This is a genomic window from Companilactobacillus keshanensis, assembly GCF_003946205.1.
GTDB classification, from domain to species: Bacteria; Bacillota; Bacilli; order Lactobacillales; family Lactobacillaceae; genus Companilactobacillus; species Companilactobacillus keshanensis.
Genome location: NZ_RHOS01000005.1, coordinates 26,722 through 46,410, shown reverse-complemented (window position 1 = coordinate 46,410; position 19,689 = coordinate 26,722). Strand labels below are relative to the sequence as shown.

General features: G+C 35.2%; 17 protein-coding genes, 1 other RNA gene and 1 pseudogene. 7 read left to right on the top strand and 12 right to left on the bottom strand.

Features of this window, described 5'->3' with window-relative positions; genetic code table 11:
- Nucleotides 1-46 precede the first annotated feature (46 nt).
- On the top strand, nt 47-1,702 hold the full coding sequence (locus EKM64_RS04250) for an Rqc2 family fibronectin-binding protein (protein ID WP_125675936.1): 1,656 nt from the start codon (nt 47-49) through the stop codon (nt 1,700-1,702).
- Between the two features lie 16 nt (nt 1,703-1,718).
- Here the strand turns inward: EKM64_RS04250 and EKM64_RS04245 are convergent, their stop codons facing one another.
- The 7 genes from EKM64_RS04245 to EKM64_RS04215 form a co-directional block, all read right to left on the bottom strand.
- Nucleotides 1,719-4,118: an ATP-binding protein gene (locus EKM64_RS04245; protein WP_125675934.1), complete on the bottom strand. Its 2,400-nt coding sequence runs from the start codon at nt 4,116-4,118 to the stop codon at nt 1,719-1,721.
- On the bottom strand, nt 4,109-5,197 hold the full coding sequence (locus EKM64_RS04240; RefSeq protein ID WP_125675932.1) for a carbamoyl phosphate synthase small subunit: 1,089 nt from the start codon (nt 5,195-5,197) through the stop codon (nt 4,109-4,111). The genes EKM64_RS04245 and EKM64_RS04240 overlap by 10 nt, the downstream gene beginning before the upstream one ends.
- 21 nt (nt 5,198-5,218) lie before the next feature.
- Nucleotides 5,219-5,740, bottom strand: coding sequence for a bifunctional pyr operon transcriptional regulator/uracil phosphoribosyltransferase PyrR (pyrR, locus tag EKM64_RS04235; RefSeq protein WP_125675930.1), 522 nt, complete (start codon nt 5,738-5,740; stop codon nt 5,219-5,221).
- Between the two features lie 99 nt (nt 5,741-5,839).
- A complete protein-coding gene (locus EKM64_RS04230; protein WP_125676094.1) occupies nt 5,840-6,742 on the bottom strand; it encodes an RluA family pseudouridine synthase in 903 nt (300 codons plus the stop codon).
- Nucleotides 6,732-7,196 (bottom strand): signal peptidase II, encoded by a 465-nt coding sequence (gene lspA, locus EKM64_RS04225; RefSeq protein WP_125675928.1) that lies wholly within the window; start codon nt 7,194-7,196, stop codon nt 6,732-6,734. Before lspA ends, EKM64_RS04230 begins: the two co-directional genes overlap by 11 nt.
- A complete protein-coding gene (locus EKM64_RS04220) occupies nt 7,196-8,878 on the bottom strand; it encodes a formate--tetrahydrofolate ligase (RefSeq protein WP_125675926.1) in 1,683 nt (560 codons plus the stop codon). Before EKM64_RS04220 ends, lspA begins: the two co-directional genes overlap by 1 nt.
- Nucleotides 8,862-9,260 carry an EbsA family protein gene (locus tag EKM64_RS04215; RefSeq protein ID WP_225420952.1) on the bottom strand — a complete coding sequence of 133 codons (399 nt, stop codon included), beginning with the start codon at nt 9,258-9,260 and terminating at the stop codon, nt 8,862-8,864. Before EKM64_RS04215 ends, EKM64_RS04220 begins: the two co-directional genes overlap by 17 nt.
- 27 nt (nt 9,261-9,287) lie before the next feature.
- Between EKM64_RS04215 and EKM64_RS04210 the strand changes: the two genes are divergently transcribed.
- The 3 genes from EKM64_RS04210 to EKM64_RS04200 all read left to right on the top strand — a co-directional run bounded on the left by EKM64_RS04210 (nt 9,288) and on the right by EKM64_RS04200 (nt 11,865).
- A complete protein-coding gene (locus EKM64_RS04210; protein WP_125675922.1) occupies nt 9,288-9,680 on the top strand; it encodes a reverse transcriptase-like protein in 393 nt (130 codons plus the stop codon).
- 80 nt (nt 9,681-9,760) lie between these two features.
- Nucleotides 9,761-10,774 (top strand): lipoate--protein ligase, encoded by a 1,014-nt coding sequence (locus tag EKM64_RS04205; RefSeq protein WP_125675920.1) that lies wholly within the window; start codon nt 9,761-9,763, stop codon nt 10,772-10,774.
- 146 nt (nt 10,775-10,920) lie between these two features.
- Nucleotides 10,921-11,865: a magnesium transporter CorA family protein gene (locus EKM64_RS04200; RefSeq protein ID WP_125675918.1), complete on the top strand. Its 945-nt coding sequence runs from the start codon at nt 10,921-10,923 to the stop codon at nt 11,863-11,865.
- Here the strand turns inward: EKM64_RS04200 and EKM64_RS04195 are convergent.
- The 4 genes and pseudogenes from EKM64_RS04195 to EKM64_RS04180 all read right to left on the bottom strand — a co-directional run bounded on the left by EKM64_RS04195 (nt 11,862) and on the right by EKM64_RS04180 (nt 14,752).
- A complete protein-coding gene (locus tag EKM64_RS04195; RefSeq protein ID WP_125675916.1) occupies nt 11,862-12,980 on the bottom strand; it encodes a THUMP domain-containing class I SAM-dependent RNA methyltransferase in 1,119 nt (372 codons plus the stop codon). The genes EKM64_RS04200 and EKM64_RS04195 overlap by 4 nt on opposite strands.
- Before the next feature lie 71 nt (nt 12,981-13,051).
- An RNA gene (rnpB, locus tag EKM64_RS04190) (RNase P RNA component class B) lies at nt 13,052-13,408 on the bottom strand.
- 314 nt (nt 13,409-13,722) lie between these two features.
- Nucleotides 13,723-14,136 (bottom strand): annotated as a pseudogene (gene gpsB, locus EKM64_RS11735) (cell division regulator GpsB); the annotation flags it as partial.
- A gap of 64 nt (nt 14,137-14,200) precedes the next feature.
- The gene (locus EKM64_RS04180; RefSeq protein ID WP_125675914.1) at nt 14,201-14,752 is read right to left on the bottom strand and encodes an SLOG family protein; all 552 of its coding nucleotides are present in this window, start codon (nt 14,750-14,752) and stop codon (nt 14,201-14,203) included.
- A 64-nt stretch (nt 14,753-14,816) separates the two neighbouring features.
- Between EKM64_RS04180 and recU the strand changes: the two genes are divergently transcribed.
- Complete coding sequence (gene recU / locus EKM64_RS04175) at nt 14,817-15,440, top strand: Holliday junction resolvase RecU (protein WP_191988517.1); 624 nt, start codon at nt 14,817-14,819, stop codon at nt 15,438-15,440.
- Nucleotides 15,440-17,884 (top strand): transglycosylase domain-containing protein, encoded by a 2,445-nt coding sequence (locus tag EKM64_RS04170; RefSeq protein WP_125675910.1) that lies wholly within the window; start codon nt 15,440-15,442, stop codon nt 17,882-17,884. Before recU ends, EKM64_RS04170 begins: the two co-directional genes overlap by 1 nt.
- A 39-nt stretch (nt 17,885-17,923) precedes the next feature.
- Here EKM64_RS04170 and EKM64_RS04165 read toward each other — a convergent pair whose 3' ends face one another.
- Nucleotides 17,924-18,955: an SDR family oxidoreductase gene (locus EKM64_RS04165; RefSeq protein ID WP_125675908.1), complete on the bottom strand. Its 1,032-nt coding sequence runs from the start codon at nt 18,953-18,955 to the stop codon at nt 17,924-17,926.
- Nucleotides 18,956-19,092: 137 nt separating this feature from the next.
- On the opposite strand from EKM64_RS04165, the gene EKM64_RS04160 reads away from it, so the two are divergent.
- A complete protein-coding gene (locus EKM64_RS04160; protein WP_125675906.1) occupies nt 19,093-19,668 on the top strand; it encodes a TetR/AcrR family transcriptional regulator in 576 nt (191 codons plus the stop codon).
- Nucleotides 19,669-19,689: the final 21 nt, after the last annotated feature.

Sequence of the window (19,689 nt, the reverse complement as noted above, 5' to 3'; positions counted from 1 at the left end):
AAATTTGTTTTTTTATTATTTTTTAAAAGAAAGGATTACCTTAAATATGTCATTTGACGGAATGTTTACCCATTCAATGGTAAACGAACTAAACCAAAACTTAACCGGCGGCAGAATTGCAAAAATTCAGCAACCATTTGCAAATGAGTTGATCCTTACAATTAGAAGCAATCGAAAGAATCAGCAATTGCTTCTGTCAGCCCATCCTAGCTACGCTCGTGTTCAAATTACTAAGCAACCATTCGAAAATCCTGCTAAACCGGCCACATTTGTAATGTCACTAAGAAAGTATATCACTAGTGCCATTGTTCAAGGTTTTCATCAGTTAAATAATGATCGTATTGTAATGATCGAACTCAGCGCTAAAAACGAGCTTGGTGATATTCATGAATATACCTTGATAACAGAAATCATGAGTCGTCATAGCAATATCTTTTTGATAAGTAAAGAAACTGGTAAGATCATCGACTTGATCAAGCGTGTTTCACCCGAAAACAATAGTTTTCGTGGATTATTACCTAACGACGATTACAAATTACCACCAAAACAAGATAAGATAAATCCATTTACAGCTTCACAAAGTGATTTTAGTAATCTTGAATCAGCTGGAGATATTCGTCAAAAGTTTGAAGGTATCGGTATTGATACTTCAGATGAAATGTTCGAAAATCTTGATAGCTTGCAAGAATTTATCAAAAATTACGAAAATCCTAATCCTAATGCAGCACGCTCAATCAAAAATAATAAGTTAGGATTCTTCCCTACCCTATTCAGCAAGACTACTAAGGATCCTGTTTCATATGAAAATTTAAGTGACCTACTGGATAATTATTACCTTGATCGTGCACGTGTAGATCGTATTGAACAGCAGACTAAGAGTATCACTCATCGTTTAAGCATTATCCTCAAAAAGGATAAATCTAAGGTTAAAAAACTCAATAAACAACTTAAGCAAACTAAAATTATGGATGAATATAATCTCTATGGTGAGCTTTTAACAACATATATGTCCAAAATTGAACGTGGATCGAAATCGATCACTTTGACGAATTATTATAATAATGAAGAAGTTAAGATCAAATTAAATCCTGAATATTCTCCTTCTGATAACGCTCAAAGTTATTATAAGAAATATCGTAAATTGCAAAATTCAATCCCCCATATCAAAGAACAGTTGGAAATTACCACTAATGAGATCAATTATTTGGAATCGGTTCTGGCATCTCTAGAGTATGTTGATATTGAAGATGTTGACGGTATTATTGAAGAATTAATTGAATCAGGTTACATTAAGAAGAAACGTAAAAATGGTCGTAAGAAACGTAAAAAGACTGTCGGCGAGAAATTTATGACTACTAACGGTATTGAGATGGTTGTCGGTAAGAATAATATTGAAAACGACAAATTAACCATGAAGCTAGCACAAAAAAATCATTACTGGTTACATGTTAAAGACATTCCTGGTTCACATGTCATCTTAAAAGACAGTGATCCCGATGAAAATTCAATCGTCGAGGCGGCTCAAATTGCGGCTTACTACTCAAAGGCTCGTGATTCTAATAAGGTTCCTGTTGATTATGTACAAGTTAGAAATATCCGAAAACCTAATGGAGCAAAACCCGGGTTCGTTATTTTTGAAGGTCAAAAAACAATCTTAGTTGACCCGGATAGAAAATTAGTAGGCAAATTAAAAGAAGGCTAAAATTAGCCTTCTTTTTTTATATCTTATTAAGTACATCTTGAACGCCATCATAATCTAATAGCTGATATTTCTTATCATTTGTTGTAACTAAATAATTAGAATCATAATTTTTGAAAATTTCATCCAAGGATAATCCATCATCAATTTTATTACCTAATATGAGCTTAACTAAAGTATCGATCACATGAACTGAACTGGCTAATTCATGACGAATAATATCTTCAGTCATACCTTCATGTATCTTAGTTACTACCCAATGATCGTTTATTCTAACAATCTCTAAATTAAAGATATTGATCTCTTTATAGAGATCTAATTCATGTTTTATTATAGTTAGAATCTCGTCCTTGTTCTCAATGCTCAAAAAGTTGTTAAAATCACTTATCTCATATGTTTGCGAATTTTTAACAGTTCGATAAATAATTGATGGTGCTAAGTAGTTATTACCATCAGTAACTACCATTACCTTAATTGTAGTATCACCAGTAATATTAACATTCTTGATTTCACGAGCATTAATTGGAAAAACATCTTCGTTATTGCTGTCTACACTATCAAGATTCCAAACTTTTGAAAAGTCGATCACTTTAAATATTTTATCATCTGGTATCAGCTTTAAATCACGCATTTCACGATGAGGATCGTCGATCTCAAGCACCTTGTAGCGAACTGACAATGGAGCAGTCCAAGGCTCACGTCCAATTACAACTGCTTCTAAACCATTTTGTTCAATTGACTTAACGAGCTGTAGCAAGACAAACTGACGCACCATAATATCTGTTTTAGAAGTAATGATCGGTGAGCGAACAATGATCTTATTACGATCATTGAAGTCAATATCATTGGAAATACCACTCGTAACAAAATAATTGTGATTCATAAATCCTGGTCCCGACGCACCAACAGCACGCTTACTCTTGATGACAGTCCGTGTAACAATTTCATCACGATTCTTTAAAAGCTTACTGTTACCAACACCCTTTATTCCATAATCAACTAGACGTTCAATATTATCTTCATCAACTGCATCGTCACGAATAACAGCACTGTTATCGATCACATTTTGTAAAGCAACTAAATATGGAACATTTATACTAGTTATTTCAGATAGTACTGGAATCTCAAATTTTCTTCTTAAAGCTTCCAGCAAAACATCTAGCATCCAGTTAGTCGGATGAATGATTTTTTCAAATAGTTCATCATCATCTAACTTACGCAACTCATTATAACGTTCCAAGTTGTCATTTATTTTATCATTTAAAGCACCACGATTGAGCACTTCTTCAATACTAAAGCCATTAACGACAATACTGGAATTAGACGTCTTACTTGGTCCTAAGTAACGTTGCTTAGGATCAGTCCACAATGGAAACCGTGAGGTTATATGGTCAACAAATGGTTCTATGGCACCATTGAAATTACTACCAGAATCCAGTTGCACTTTATCCAGATGATAGCCTAGGCTAAGTTCTACTACAACTGTAGCTAAAGGATAGCTCGTAGCATACTCAAGAAATTTCGTTTCTTCACTCAGACGTGGAATGAATTCAGTAATGTAACACTCATTAGTTTTATGATTATAGGCAAAATGAACTGTACATGCACCGACAACATTAAAAACTTGAGCCAACTTAATTGAATAATTACGCAATTTCTGTAATTTGGAGTCATTAAGTGAAACCGCTGGGGAAATTAAGTTAGAGTCCAAATGATGGATACCAATAGGCTCAATGTCCTCAATTGTTCCCAATAAAGCAGCATTTTCATACCGATCACGCATAACAGTGAATGAGTACTCACTAAACCCACGAATACTGCGCTCAATTTCAATTTTGATATCGCCTAGGTCTTCCAGCGACATAAAATTATCTAATTCGAATAAATTATTGATGTTTGTCCAACCGCTAAAATGACGATTAGAATATTTTCTTCTAGCAATTATCGGAAAACCAATTTTTCTAATAAAGCTGTAAATTTCAGTCTCATCATCAGAAGATATAAAATTGATAACTGGTAAGTCGTTTTGACTCAATTTTTTAATAAATAATTCACGTTTAAACGTTGCTAAAGAAGCTAGATAATTAGTACCGAGAATTTTTATATTGCTGATTTTGCCATTTAAACTAGCTATGATACCTAAAGCATTCTTGTCACCGATAGTTGGCAAAATAGCATCAGGATGGTAATCATTTAGATATTTTAAAATATTATCTCCAGTGACTCTTTCAACAACAACTCGATCTAAAAAATCTCCGGATGATAATAGTGACGTTGGATCCTCAACTATAATAGAAGTTTTGTATCCTAATTTATGAAGGATCTCGACTGTATCGTATAAGGCGGTCGAAAGGTCAACATTCTTATCACTGGATGTTGGACCAATGATCAAAATATTATGTATATCGCTTATTGCCACTGATCTCCACCTCCATACTGGTTCTTAGTTGAACCAATCAAATCAATAAATTCATCAAAAACATAATAACCATCTGTTGGTCCCGGTGCAGCTTCTGGCTCAAATAGCACACACATGATCGGTAAATATTCATGACGCATACCTTCAATACTACCATCGGCAACACAGATATTAGTTACGATAAAATCTGACGCACTAATATATTTAGGATCGATCGTATATGAATGGTTATGGTTTACAAAATCAATCTTGCCACTGGCTACCTCTTTAACCGCTAAAGATGATTCATGATGTGGTTGATCCAATAACTCGATTTTGCAATCATTAGCTAAAGCAATCAAAAGATTACCCAACCCTATTCCTAGAATAGGATATTTTTTTTGTAGAACTTTAATATTTTCAATTGTTTGTGGCAAATCCTTAGGATCTCCAGGACCATTCGAAAAAATAATCCCATCAGGATGCAAACTTTCAATTTCTTCAGGAGAGGCATTGTAATTGACGATAACTGAATTACAATCTCGATATGATAACTGACGTAAGATGGAATACTTCAAGCCTAAATCTACTACTACCATCTTCAAGCCCATATTAGGATTGGGATACGATTGTTTGGTCGAGACACGTTTAACAAGATCAGGTGGTAAAACTAAAGCCTTGATCTGATCAATCGCATGTTCATCATGCGTATCCATAATACTGGCCTTCATCTCACCGTATTCAGCAATATGCCTGGACAATGCCCTAACATCGATATTTTTAATGCCTGGTATCCCTAATGATGTGATCCATTCTCCAAAAGGAATAGAACCATCAACAGTTGCTGAACTTGATGAACCAATCACGACACCCTTACACTGTGAGTTAATTGACTCGTAAAAATCGCGATTTATCCCTGACAATCCAATTGCAGGAACGGTAAAAGCTATAATCTGGCCCTCTGAGTCTGGATCGGTTACAGATTGCTCGATACCAGTTCTATTATTTGAAACAACCAATTGACCAGTAGTAATAATGGACGATCCAAAACCGACTCCTGGGAAAACTGTTCCATCTTCTAAAATTAAATATCGTTTCATATTTAAAGGAACTCCTCCAAACTATTCGATTTCAATCTTATCCTCGCCGTCAACCTCTTTCATTGAAACGCGAATTTTTTCTTTTTGTGATGTAGGAATGTTCTTACCAACAAAATCGGCTCTAATAGGCAATTCACGGTGTCCACGATCAACTAATACTGCCAAAGAGATTTTTTTAGGACGGCCAAATTTCATTAAGGCATCCATTGCAGCACGAATAGTTCTTCCAGTATATAAAACATCATCTGTCAAAATAATATGTTTTTTATCAATATCAATATTTAATGGTGGTACATCGATATTTTCAATTTCTTCATGTGTCATATCATCACGGTATGGTGTAATGTCTAATTCGGCTACCGGTATACTAATATTCTCTAGTTGCTTTAATCGAGATTCAATTCTATGAGCCACAAAGACACCGCGTGTTTTGATACCAACTAAAACCAAATCATCAATTCCCTTATTTCTTTCAATTATTTCATAAGTAATTCTAGTCAATGCGCGAGTCATTGTTTGTCCATCAATTATTTCTTTAGCCATAAAGTCTCTCCTTAAAAAAAAAGCACTCACATCTGTGAGTGATCTTTATATTTTTCTCACATAACCTTGTTTTCAGATTATAGCACTAAGCTATTACTGTCAACTGCGCAGTTTATTCAAAGTTTCTTGAAAAATTGCTGGTGGGTCAATTGAGAATTCTAACCATTTATGAGTTCTGGGATGTTCGAATCCCAATTTTTGTGCATGTAAGAACTGTCCATTACCTTTTAAAGTATTTTTAGGACCGTAAAGTGGATCACCGGCAACCGGATGACCAATGTATTTCATATGGACTCTAATTTGATGAGTTCTTCCAGTTTCCAACTTTAAGCGTAACAATGAGTATCCATCAAATTGTTCCAAAACAGTGAAATGAGTTACTGCCATACGTCCGTCATCGACTACAGCTTGTTTTTTGCGATCTTTTTTTGAACGTCCCAATGGAGCATTTATCTTACCATTTGTTTCTTTGAAATTGCCATGAACAATTGCTAAGTATTCACGTAAATTAGTTTTATCTTTTAATTGTTTCATTAAAGACTGTTTTGCCAAGTCATTTTTAGCAACCATTAGAAGTCCTGAGGTATCTTTATCGATTCGATGAACAATACCGGGTCTTAAAATGTCATCATCATTGATTTTACTGTGATATAAAATAGCATTGACTAACGTATGATCCGGATGACCAGCAGCGGGATGTACGACCATTCCCTGTGGCTTATTGACTACGAGTACATCAGGATCCTCATAAACCACGTCCAAAGGTATATCTTGAGCAACGGCTTCGATCGGTTTCTCATCAGGAATAGTAATATCAATTACGTCACCCTTAGTTACCTTAGATCCAGCTTTTTCTGCAATATTTTTATTGATTAAAATATTACCGTCTTTGATATATTTTTGAACCTGAGATCTAGTCTGATCTGCCAAATTTTCACTGACAAAATTATCCAGTCGAGATTTTTTTTCTTCATTGAATGTTAACTGAACTTTATTGCTTATATTGATCACCCGCTGACGTAAATATTAGAGAAATAATAATTAAAATGACCCCAATTGTTATATATGTATCTGCTAAATTAAAAATTGGAAAATTAACAAAATCAAAACTAAACATATCAATAACATAATGTTGTGTAAACCGATCGATCGCATTCCCGATCGTTCCTGACAAAAGAAAGATCAGTGAGAAGCGGTAAATATAGTTTTTCTTGGGGGCCTTAATAAATAAGTAACTCAAAATTACTATAGCAATAATCGTCACAATATAGAAGAAAATCATTTTTCCCTCCAGCATGCTCCAAGCTGCTCCGGTATTAGTAATATGAGTTAGAGATAAGATACCTGGAATTACTTCTTGAAAATGTAACGTAGCAATATTATTCACCACGTATAGTTTCAAAGTTTGGTCTCCTACCACAAGTAAAATTAATAGAATTGCATATACTGCTGGCATTAAAATAGTCCACTAATTGTCCCATCGTTGTCGATATTCATATTCAAAGCAGCTGGCTTCTTAGGTAATCCAGGCATTGTTAATACATTACCAGTTAGGACGACGACAAAACCTGCACCAAGCTTTGGAACAATTTCCTTTACATGTAGAGTAAAATCTCTTGGACTACCTAATCTCTTAGGATCGTCACTTAGAGAATATTGAGTTTTTGCGATACAGACAGGTAGATCATCCCATACATTATCTTTTAAGATCTTTAATTGATTTTCTGCTTTTCTACTATATTCAACGTTATTCGCTCCATATATTTCAGAAGCAATAGTATCAATTTTTTCAACTGTTGTCTGTGCGTCATCATAAAGTCTTGTATAGCTTGATTCTTTATCAGTTGCACGTACGACCATGCGAGCCAATTCCCTACCACCTTTGCTACCGTGATGATGGATATCGGCCACTTCAACATCAACCCCTAGACCTTCACAAAGAGTTCTAAGTAATTTGATTTCATTGTTAGTATCTGTATCAAATTTATTGATAGCTACGACGACCGGAATATGGTAGTATCGCATATTTTGAACGTGGCGTTTCAAGTTCTTAAATCCGATAGTCAAAGCATTCAAGTCCTCACTTTTTAGTTCAGCAAGTTTTTGTCCACCATTATATTTAAGGGCACGGACAGTCGCAACAATAACGATTGCATCAGGAGTATGACCTAATTTAGGCGTCACGATATCAAGAAATTTCTCGCCACCAAGATCAGCACCGAATCCAGCTTCAGTAACAGCGTAGTCACCAAGCTTCATAGCTAGCTTTGTTGCTAAAATACTGTTGCATCCATGGGCAATATTAGCAAATGGACCACCATGAACAATAGCAGGTGTGTTTTCAAGTGTCTGTACTAGGTTAGGCTTTAGAGCATCCTTTAGAAGCATGGTAATTGCCCCTTCAACATTTAAGTCACGTACGAATACGGGCTTTTTATCATATGTATAAGCAATTAGAATATTTGCGATACGTTCTTTCAAATCATCAAGATCTTGTGACAAACATAAAACCGCCATCAATTCGCTGGCAACAGTTATTTCAAAATGTTCTTCACGAGGAATCGAACTGGTTGGTCCACCAAGACCTACAACTGTATTTCTTAATGAGCGATCATTGATATCCAGAACACGTTTCCAAATAATTCTTCTAGGATCAATGTTCAATTCGTTACCTTGATGTAAGTGGTTGTCGATCAAAGCGGCCAAAGTATTAGTTGCACTAGTTAAAGCATGCATATCACCAGTGAAATGCAGATTGATGTCTTCCATTGGAACTACTTGAGCGTATCCGCCACCAGTGGCTCCACCCTTCATTCCCATTACTGGTCCTAATGAAGGCTCACGTAATGCTAGGACGGTTTTTTCGCCTATGGATTGCATGGCATCCGCTAATCCAATAGCGACAGTAGATTTACCTTCACCAGCTGGAGTAGGATTAATAGAAGTAACCAAAATCAACTTTCCATTTTCTTGCTTCATCGATTTTCTGATCCCATTACTAGAGATCTTAGCCTTAAAATGTCCATATGGTTCAATGTCTGCTGTATCTAATCCCAATAAACTTGAAATTTCTTCGATATTTTTCATATTATCGTGCTCATTTATTTGAGCTATTTCGATATCACTTGGAAATGACATTTATCTCACCCGCTTCTCTTTTAATTGATGATAAAATTTTCTTTGTTGAAACAACCTTCATTGGAAAATAATCGTGGTTCTCAAAATTTATCATAACTAGGTAGTCATTAATATACTTTAAGCTGACATCTTTACGATCAAAGGATCTCGCCTTGTAGTAGTTAGGTTCTTTAACAACGATTTGATCTTTCGATATTTTTATCCAAGAATTGGACAAAATATAAATTATATAAACTATACCAACGAACCAAATTACAAAGGGCACTATGCTAAGCTCAAATATTTCTAATTGCATAATGATCCCAAAAAAGATAATACTTAGTGCTAAAGACCATATGATAATTCCCCATGATCCTGTGGGTTGTACATAATACTTCTTCATAATCTCTCCTGAAAGGCTTTTGATAATATGATTAGATTGTACACCGACGCTGGTTTAAATACTAATTTAAATCTTGCCGCCATTGCATATGTAATAAGAAAAGATGACAATACGACAACCTATGCTGAACAAACACCGGCAGCCGATAATCACTATCTAGAATTCTTGGCTTTAAATAAGGCTTTAGATAAAATAATCAGTTTAAAAATGGATGATATTCTGTTTATTCATTCCGACAGCAAAATTTTAACTGACAGTATTGCAAAAAAATACTCCAAACATTATCAAGATATTTTGGATCCTATCTTGAAAAAGCTGGACAATTTTCCCAGTTATTTTGTCAAACACATTGCCGATAAAGACAATCGTTATGCCCATTCCTTAGTTCATCAAGAATTGCTTAAAATAAGACCTTCATAACAATAGCTTTCGTTATAAAATCCCTAAATTATATGGTATGATAAAAACGTTTTCAATTAATAGCCGAGGGGGCACTTTGTATGTACTACGTTGTAATGAAAGATCGCGATATTCGTGATAACTTAGCAACTGAACAATATTTGATGAACAATGTTGAATTTAATGAACCACTAGTTATGTTTTACATTGAAGGACCATGTATCATCGTTGGTAGAAACCAGAATACAATGGAAGAAATCAATCCTGACTACATTAAGGATCACAATATAACCGTTACTCGCCGTTTATCTGGTGGTGGTGCTGTATATCAAGATCTTGGAAATCTTTGCTTCAGCTTCATGGTAGACTCAGATGATAGTAATTTTGGTGATTTTAAATCATTTACACAACCAATCATCGATGCACTACATCAAATGGGTGCTACAACTGCTGAAGTTTCTGGTAGAAATGATCTATTAGTTGACGGTAAGAAATTCTCTGGAAACGCTATGTACTCAAGAAATGGCAAAACATTCTCTCATGGTACTTTATCATTAGATGTTGACTTAGATGTTCTAACAAGTGCTTTGCATGTTCAAAAAGATAAGATCGCATCAAAAGGTATCAAGTCGATCAGAAGTCGTGTAACAAATCTTCGTCCATACCTAGCTAAAGAATATCAAAACCTAAGTACTGAACAATTTAGAGACAATTTATTATTGGAATTATTCCACGCTGACAAGCTTGAAGATATCAAAGCTCATGAATATGTCATCACAGATGATGATCAAAAAGAAATCGATAAACTTAAAGAAAAGTATTATTACAACTGGGATTGGGTTTACGGTAAGTCACCTGCATTCACATCAAAGAAGAGAAAACACTTTGATATGGGAACTGTTGATATTCGTTACAATGTTGCCGATGGTAAAATTGCTGACGTACAGATCTATGGTGACTACTTTGGTATGAAAGATGTTACAGATATCAAGAAAGAACTTTTGAATGCTAAATTCGATCGTGATGATATAATATCAATCTTAGACAAGTTCAACTTAGATGATTACTTCAAAGGTATTTCTAAGGACGAACTAGTTACTCTATTTACTCCATAAAATTAAAAAGTGTACCTTCGGGTACACTTTTTTTATTGGAAAATAAAGAGACAGTTCGTCATTTGTATTTTTTTAGGTTTGACATATTATTCATCTTCAGTTATATGCCTTTTATGCTATGATTATTTTTGATAAGGAGTTCAAATATGATCACTCAACAAATATTGCACCAAGATATAAACTTAATTGACATTAACTCTAAGGAAAATTTAAGTGACGAAGATAGATCCAAATTGATAGAGGATTTCCAAGTAACTAATGAAATATTAGATTACGCTGATGATACTGATGAACGTGCAAGACTAGAATACGATGATTCTAATAATGTTTTTCTAGTTGTCTTTAATGCTCAGAATGAACAGAATACGATTGATGAGCCTTCGGAGGTAACTATGCCTATATCATTTGCCGTTAAGGATAACAACATTTTTCTATTTACTAACAGTCAGACGTATTATGTTAAAGACTATATTTTACAAGCGGATAAGGATTTAAATAATATTTCTAAAGATCGAATCTGGTCTTTGATTTTCAATGTCTTTGATCAAATTTCAAATGATTATAACGACAAAATAAACGAAATAAACCACAGACGGAATAAAATACAAGATCATATCAAGCGTCACAAATCTAACAATAAGCAAATTTTCGAATTGTCCGATTTACAGGATTTGATAACTTATATCAGCACATCAATCAATGGCAACTTTAATGTAGTTAAACAAATTGAAATCATTTCTAGTGGTAAGATCCGCAGTATCAGTTTATCTAAAAATTCTCATGAGCACCTGCATGATTCTATTATTGAAATTGAACAGATGCGTGAACAAGCCAGTTTGGCTTCAGATACTATCGATCGAGTAGCAAATACCTACAACAATATCCTCAATAACCAAACAAATACGACCATGAAAATACTGACAATATACACTATTGTCTTAAGTATTCCCACGATCGTATCTGGATTTTATGGAATGAACATGCCTTTACCGGTTTCTGATAAGAAATGGTCTTGGGTGTTCTCCATTGCTTTAACTATTTTTATGATTGGTTTAATTCTTTGGGACCTTCATCGTCGTGACCGTTCTTAATGACGACGAGTTGCCCAGTATTGGTAGTAATCAGTTCTAATTGAACCATTATATAATTTACGCTTTTTAGTGGCCTTTTGACCGTAATATTTTTCAAATTCCAAATCACTAGTTAAAATATATTTACTCCAAGTGGGGATGGTGTCAAAAACCGTTCCCATTTCTTTGTATAATTCTCTAACTTTAGAAATTTCACTCATACGTTGACCATATGGAGGGTTAGCAATAACTACACCATCGTCTCCTTCGATCTTTAAGTCTTTCAAAGCAACTTGTTTGAAATTAATATCATGTAATACACCGGCATCATGAGCGTTTAACTTAGCAATATCGATCATTGATCCATCAATATCACTAGCAAAAATATTTAACTCTGGATTTGTTTCGCCAGCTTTAGCTTCTTTTTTGAGATTTTCCAATAATTTAGAATCAAACCAATCAAAATCTTCAAATGCAAAGTGTCTTTGGATACCAGGTGCAATATTTCTGGCCAAACGAGCAGCCTCAATAGCAATTGTACCTGAACCAGTTGTTGGGTCAACAAATGGCATATTAGGATGCCAAACTGTCAAAAGGATCATTGATGCAGCAAAGTTTTCCTTTAGCGGAGCAAGACCATGTTCTTGACGATAACCACGTTTGTAAAGTGAAGCACCAGTAGTATCAATCGTAACTTCAACTTCATCCTTATGAATTCTGGTTTCAATTTGGAAAGTTGCACCTGATTCTGGTAGACGTCCACGTCTCATATAAACATCGGCCATTTTATTAACAATGGCCTTTTTTGTGATTGCTTGAATATCACGTTCAGAATGCAGGGCTGACTTAACGGTTCTAGCTTTAATTGGAAATGCAGCATTTAATGGCAACCAATTATCCCAAGCAATGGCATGGACCTTTTCGAACAGTTCATCAAAAGTAGTTGCTTTAAAAGTGCCAATCAAAATTTTTATACGGTCAGCACTTCTAAGCCATAGATTGGCCTTTGCAATGTCTTCTTGTTCACCATCAAAGTAAACTTTTCCGTTCTCAGTCTGTGTTTTGTATCCAAGATCTTGAAGTTCCCTTGCTGTAATAGATTCAAAACCACTAGACATGGTTGCAATTAATTTCATGTTATTCCTCTTAAACTTTATTTTTTATACAAAAAAAGGACGAACAAAGTCGTCCTCTGCCTTGGGCAAATTTCTATAAGCCACGTTCTGTTCATGTACCGACTAGGCGGTCCGATACAGTTAGTAATCATCTATCTACAATTAAGCCTTCACAGTAGATTCATTTCTCGTTATGAAGCGCCCCTACCAAAGTTTGGGTTGCCCGCTCGCGGGGTTTACCTCGTTCCACTGCTGAGATTTCTCTCAACACTACGTCTCTGTGGCACTTTCAAGCTAGTAACACATAGTCAAAAACCTTAGTGCTTTCGCTGCCGTTACCAAAAGGTACCTTGGCTTATTGGGCCAAGCACGAACACTACCAGCATCTCAGCCTGTGCGGGCGTGGACTTTCCTCAGCCTAGATTACTAGGCCGCGATTACTCAAAATTTACCAATGGAACTATTATAACTAAAACTGGTTATAATTTCCACCATTATTCATATTTTTATTAAAGCCATTCATATTTTGATCTTGATTAGGATTTGGACGATTTGTTTGGAAGTGATCTGGTGAACCATTAAATCCGTTATTCATTGGATTTTGATTGTTCATTTGACCTTGGTTATTCATATTATTATTTATTGGATTGGGATTGATCTTGTTATGACCATTTTCTAAATTATCATGGTTCATATTATTAGGAACAACTGCTGATGCAAATTGTTTTACAGAATTATTATTTTCAGCCTCATTAGGAACGCCATTAGCAAAATCATGTCCAAAGACACGTCTCTCCAAATTAGAAATTCTTCTTAAAATATCGTAATTTGTTGATGGATTTTCAGCTTTAGCTGTTGCTATTGGACGAGATTGCATTGCTTGACGCATGCTATTATTCTTAACCGCAGATCTAGGTTGTTGTGGTTCTGGTTGTTTTCCACTGCCTATTTGTTGATTTAAAACATCATTTTCTTCTCTTAAATTACTAAGTTCATTTGAGAATGTTTCATAGTCCTTAATAATTCCATCCAAGAATTGATCAACTTCAACTGGATCATAACCACGCATCTTATTCTTAAATTCCTTTTGTAAAATATCATTTGGTTGATAATTCAAAACAAATTTATTATCGTCGTTACCTTCTGGAGATTGATTTTGTTGCTTATAACCATTCATCTGATTCATATTGTTCATTAAAAACACCCCATTGCATTATTTTAATAGCAAAAAATAAATTGAACTAGTTGTCATACATCATATTAGCAAAATCCTGCATAGTGTCAAAATCTGCAAGCTCTATTTGGTAATCATTTCCATAATTCACATAACTTTGCATTGCTTCATAGTCATATTTGGGTTTGCCACCACTCTCTGGATCATAAAAAATAATCGAGCCATCACTGTGTCTAAGCATAAAATCTTGCCACACTCTTAATTGTTTACCTGAATGATACCGCATATTTGTTAAATTATTGACATAGTCCGCATTTCTTAAAAAAATATTTAGTAATCGTTTGTTATTATCATTCCACTTGTCCCCAAATTCCGCAAATGGCAACATAACACCATGCTTTATATTATAACCTTTATCCTTTAATGAAGTTACCGCTTTACCAATTATTTGTTCTGTACCTAATTGAGCGCCTGTCAAGACCCATTCAGTCCCGTCCTCAATGTAGTTGATCAAACGTCCTTCAAAAAACTTTTGGATAACTTGGGCCTTAGGGTCATCGTCTTTAAACATTCCAATCTCGTAAGAGCGGTAACCAGTGACCCACAAATTTTTGAGCATTAAGCACCTCCCTTAATTAATATTTTCACTGCCATGGTATAATTCACAGATGGGAGTTGATATTTTGAATTTAAACTATCCTGATGGCAGAAAATTTAATCAGCCATCAAATAAATCTGTTTCATCCGCCTCAGCCAAGAAGAAAATTCTCTTTGGTGATCGTGGAATGACTCTTGAAGAAGAGATCAACGAAAGTAACAAGTACTATCGTAGTCACGACCTTGCTGTTATCTATAAAAAGCCTACACCTATTCAAATAGTAAAAGTAGACTATCCGAAAAGAAGTCGGGCAGTTATTAAAGAAGCTTATTTTACACAAGCTTCTACTACCGATTATAACGGAATATACAATGGATATTACGTTGATTTTGAGGCCAAGGAAACTAAACACAAAAATACCTTTCCGCTAAAAAACTTTCATCAGCATCAAATTGATCACTTGAAAGCTTGTCAAAAACAAGGTGGTATTTGCTTTGTAATTATAAAATATGTCTTACTAAAAAGATATTTTATCATGCCGGCTCAAAATCTGATAACATATTGGAATAATCAAAAACATGACGGAGCTAAGTCGATTCAATTGAAACAAATCGTCGACTGTTCTGTTGAAATTGATTCGTCGTATAATCCTACCCTACCTTATATCAAGGCTGTACAACAATTAATTGATAATGAGAAGGAGAAATAATGAGCAATACACCTAAAGATCGAAGAAATCCAAAAACTCCTTCAACCTTTCGCAATATAATGAAATGGCTTGGAGTTATATTAGGGATATTAGTTGGTATATTTTTAATTATATTTGTCTATTATGCATTACGCGCCCCTACAGTCAGCCAAGAAAATCTCCAGAGTGGTGGCTCCTCCACTATTGTCGATACCACCGGCAAAACAATTGCCTCCCTTGGTGACAATAAAAGAAATTACGTGACTATCGACAAAGTTCCACAGCAAATGCAAGATGCTGTTGTTTCTATTGAAGATAAAAATTTCTATAATGAGCCACTTGGAATTGACCCTGTACGTATCATCAAGTCTGCGTATACCAATGTAACCAGAGGTACTTTGCAAGGTGGTAGTACATTGACCCAACAATTGATCAAATTAACGGTCTTTTCTACTGATACAAAGGACCAAACTTTTAAACGTAAAATGCAAGAGGCTTGGTTAGCAATGAAGGTAAGCCAAAAATTCTCCAAACAACAAATATTAGAATTTTACATCAATAAAGTTTATCTGAATAATGGTATCTACGGTGCCGAAACTGGTGCTAAGTACTATTATGGTGAATCATTAAAACACCTGAGTTTACCTCAAATGGCATTAATTGCTGGTTTACCAAATGCTCCAAGTAATTATGATCCGTATACGCACCCAGAAGCTGCTAAAGAGCGTCGTGATACAGTTATCAGTGCAATGTATAACAACAACAAAATAACAAAGTCCGAAGCTACTGAAGCTATCAACACACCAATAACTGATGGGTTAGAACCATATAAGAAAGTTTCAAATAGTAGTAATACTCGTCGAGTAATCGCTGATCCTTACATTAAAGAAGCAATTACTGAGGTTAAGAAAAAAGGCTTCGATCCATATCGTGATAACCTAAAGATCACTGTCAACATGGATTACGATGCTCAAAAGAAACTTTATAACATCGTTAACTCTTCAAATTATGTTCAATTCCAAGACTCTAAGATGCAAGTCGGTGCATCGATCGTCAATCCTAACAATGGTAAAGTAATTGCCATGATCGGTGGTAGGAATCTTGAAAATATTCAATTTGGATTGAACCGTGCTGTTCAAACTACTCGTAGCAACGGTTCAACTATGAAGCCAATTCTTGATTATGGACCTGCTTTTGAATATCTGAATTGGTCAACTTACCATCAATTGGAAGATAGTGAATATACTTACCCTGGTACTGATATCGTTCTAAAAGACTGGGATGAACAATACGAAGGTCAAATGAGTCTTCGCCAAGCACTGGTCAATTCAAGAAACGTACCTGCTATTAGGACCCTTTCAGCTGTTGGATTCTCAAAGGCCAAGAAATTTGCTTCTAACTTAGGTATCAAGATCGGATCTGATCAAGGCCTATCAGCTGGTATTGGTAGTGATGTTTCAAGCTTACAAAATGCTTCAGCCTATGCGACATTTTCTAATGGTGGAACTTACTACAAACCAACATATGTATCTAAGATCGAAACAGCTGACGGTATCACCCACTCGTACCATTCAAAGGGTAAACGAGCTATGAAAGATTCAACTGCTTATATGATCACCGATGTATTAAAAGGCGTTCCAAAGACATATGCTACTTATGCAAATATCTCTGGATTACATCAGGCTGGTAAAACTGGTACAACTAATTATGGTGATGAAGCTATCGCAAGTAACTCTGCACTTAGTGGTAAAGCTAAAGATGCTTGGTATGCCGGATATACTAAGAACTACTCTATGAGTATCTGGACCGGGTATGATTCACCTAATTCTGAAGGTATAACTGAAAGTTATCAAAATGTAGCCGGTAAAATTTACAAGGCTGAAATGTCTTACTTGAAGAATAAAAAATCTAATTCTGACTGGAAGAAACCAAGCAGCGTTGTTTCCTTAAGAATTAAGACTGGTGGATCTGATACACCGGTTGTTGCCTCACCAAGTTCTAGTTCTTATACTAAGGAATTATTTGTCAAAGGACATGCACCTAACAATCCTTATAAAGGACAAAGTTATTCGTCCTCATCAAATAGTACATCTGAATCAAGTGATAATGATGTGACAACTAACAAACGAACGACTGATAATGAAACTTCAGATTCAAACAATACAACAGATAATACTGAAAATGGTAATACTAATACTGGCGACGGAACGACTAGTTCAGAGAACAATTCAAATACTAATAACAATGGTGGTTCAACTAATAATGGTGGAACTAACAATGGTAATACTAATACTGGAAATACCAATACTGGAAACACCGGTGGTGGTTCAACCAATAATGGTGGTGGAACGACTGGTGGAGCTGATACTGGAAACACTGGGAATACTGGAAATACTGGTGGTAATAGTTCTACACAAGGTGGATCCACTTCAACGACTCAGAGTTCTACAAACACTGGTAACTAAAAAACTACATCTACTTTTAATTAAGTAGATGTAGTTTTTTTATTTCACAATTCCTAGATCAATCATCGATTGCGCCGTTGCAATAATAGCCGTTTTGGCCAAACGAGGATGCCAATTTAATAATGATTTAGCCTTCTCATTGCTAGTTTCCGCATACCCGCCAACAATTGAAGCTATCATACGTAATTTAGGATTAGTAACAGCCGCCGTTTTAATTAATACATTTGGGACTAATTTAGTTGGCAGTTGGGATGCATAATCTGGAAAAGACTCTCGTAAAACATCGGCGACATCCATCATGGATAGAGTCTCGCCTGTTGTTGCTAAGAACCTTTCCCCGTTGGCCTTCTCTGAAATCATCGCTAAAATATGCAAGCTAGCAACGTCACGAACATCAACATAACCAGAATCAACCTTAGGTAAAGCCTTGATCTTACCTTCTAGCATTTCTTGAATTTGAATATTTGAATGAGAATATTTAGCTGAAAGAACTGGTCCCATTACAGCTACTGGATTAACAACTGATAGTTCTAATCCATGACCATCTTTTTTAATAAAATCCCAGGCGGCCATTTCTGACATTGTTTTAGATTTCTGATAAGGATGAATATTTTTGGCATTCAAATTAGTCCAATCCTCCTCAGTATATGGTGTAGTTCGATTCTTATGACCTGCAAAAACGGCACCATATGCCGATGTCAAAACAACACGTTTGATTCCATTATCACGGGCGGCTTTCAAGACGCGGATAACTCCATCCACCGCTGGACGAATCATTTCTGATTCATTTTTAAAGTTCAATTTAGGTGTTGGCGATGCAACATGTATTACGTAAGTTGCACCGGCCATTGTCTCTTCCCAATTATCATCTGATGATAAATCGGCCTGAGAAAATGATAAATCAGTAAAGTCGGTGATGCCGCCATTCGTCAACATTTCCTTAACAATTGCCTCCTTGGCCTGTGAACGAATCGTTGTTCTAACGGAGTAACCCTGATTAAGTAATTGTAAAATAATGTGGATGGCAATAAATCCACTACCACCAGTTACGACGACTAATTGTTTTTTCATAATTTTTAAATCTCCTTGAAATTTCTAATTAATTTAACTAACGTTGCACATGTAACGCCTATGTGTTGTATATTAATAGTTAAACAAACAATGCTCAAGTAAATTACAAGCATCTGTGACAAAAAGGAGAAATTGTAATGGCAGCTACCGATCATTCAAAACAAATCAAACAAGATTCAAAGACTTATTTAATCACTGCTCTTCTACAACTATTGAAAAATAATAATTTAAATGATATCACCGTCACTCAAGTAGTCAAAAAAGCCGGCGTCAGTCGTATGGCCTTTTATAGAAATTTTGAGACGCTTAATGATATTCTCACTGCCTACTTCAAACCTAAAATTGATGCTGAATTTGACCTTGTTATTAATCGGACTCAGCCAGATAAGAAAATTGCTGCTTTAGGAAACTTCTTCTCCGAAACATCTGACACTATGGAATTAGCCATTCAAAGAAATTATGAATTTATTGTCCAAGATATTTTTAACGAAAATATGATGCATTTCTATGATACCGTCATAAAATGGGATGAATTTTCAGAAATTCAAAAAACCTACTGGATCCGCTTTATGAGTGCTGGGGTCTACGCAATTTGGAAAAGTTGGCTACTTAATGGACAGCAGGAATCTTTAAATGATATTCATATCTTGATTTCTGATTTTCAAGTTTCTACATTAAAAGCTTTAGTAAATGAAAAACACGAATTGCCTTAAGCAATCCGTGTTTGTTTATTA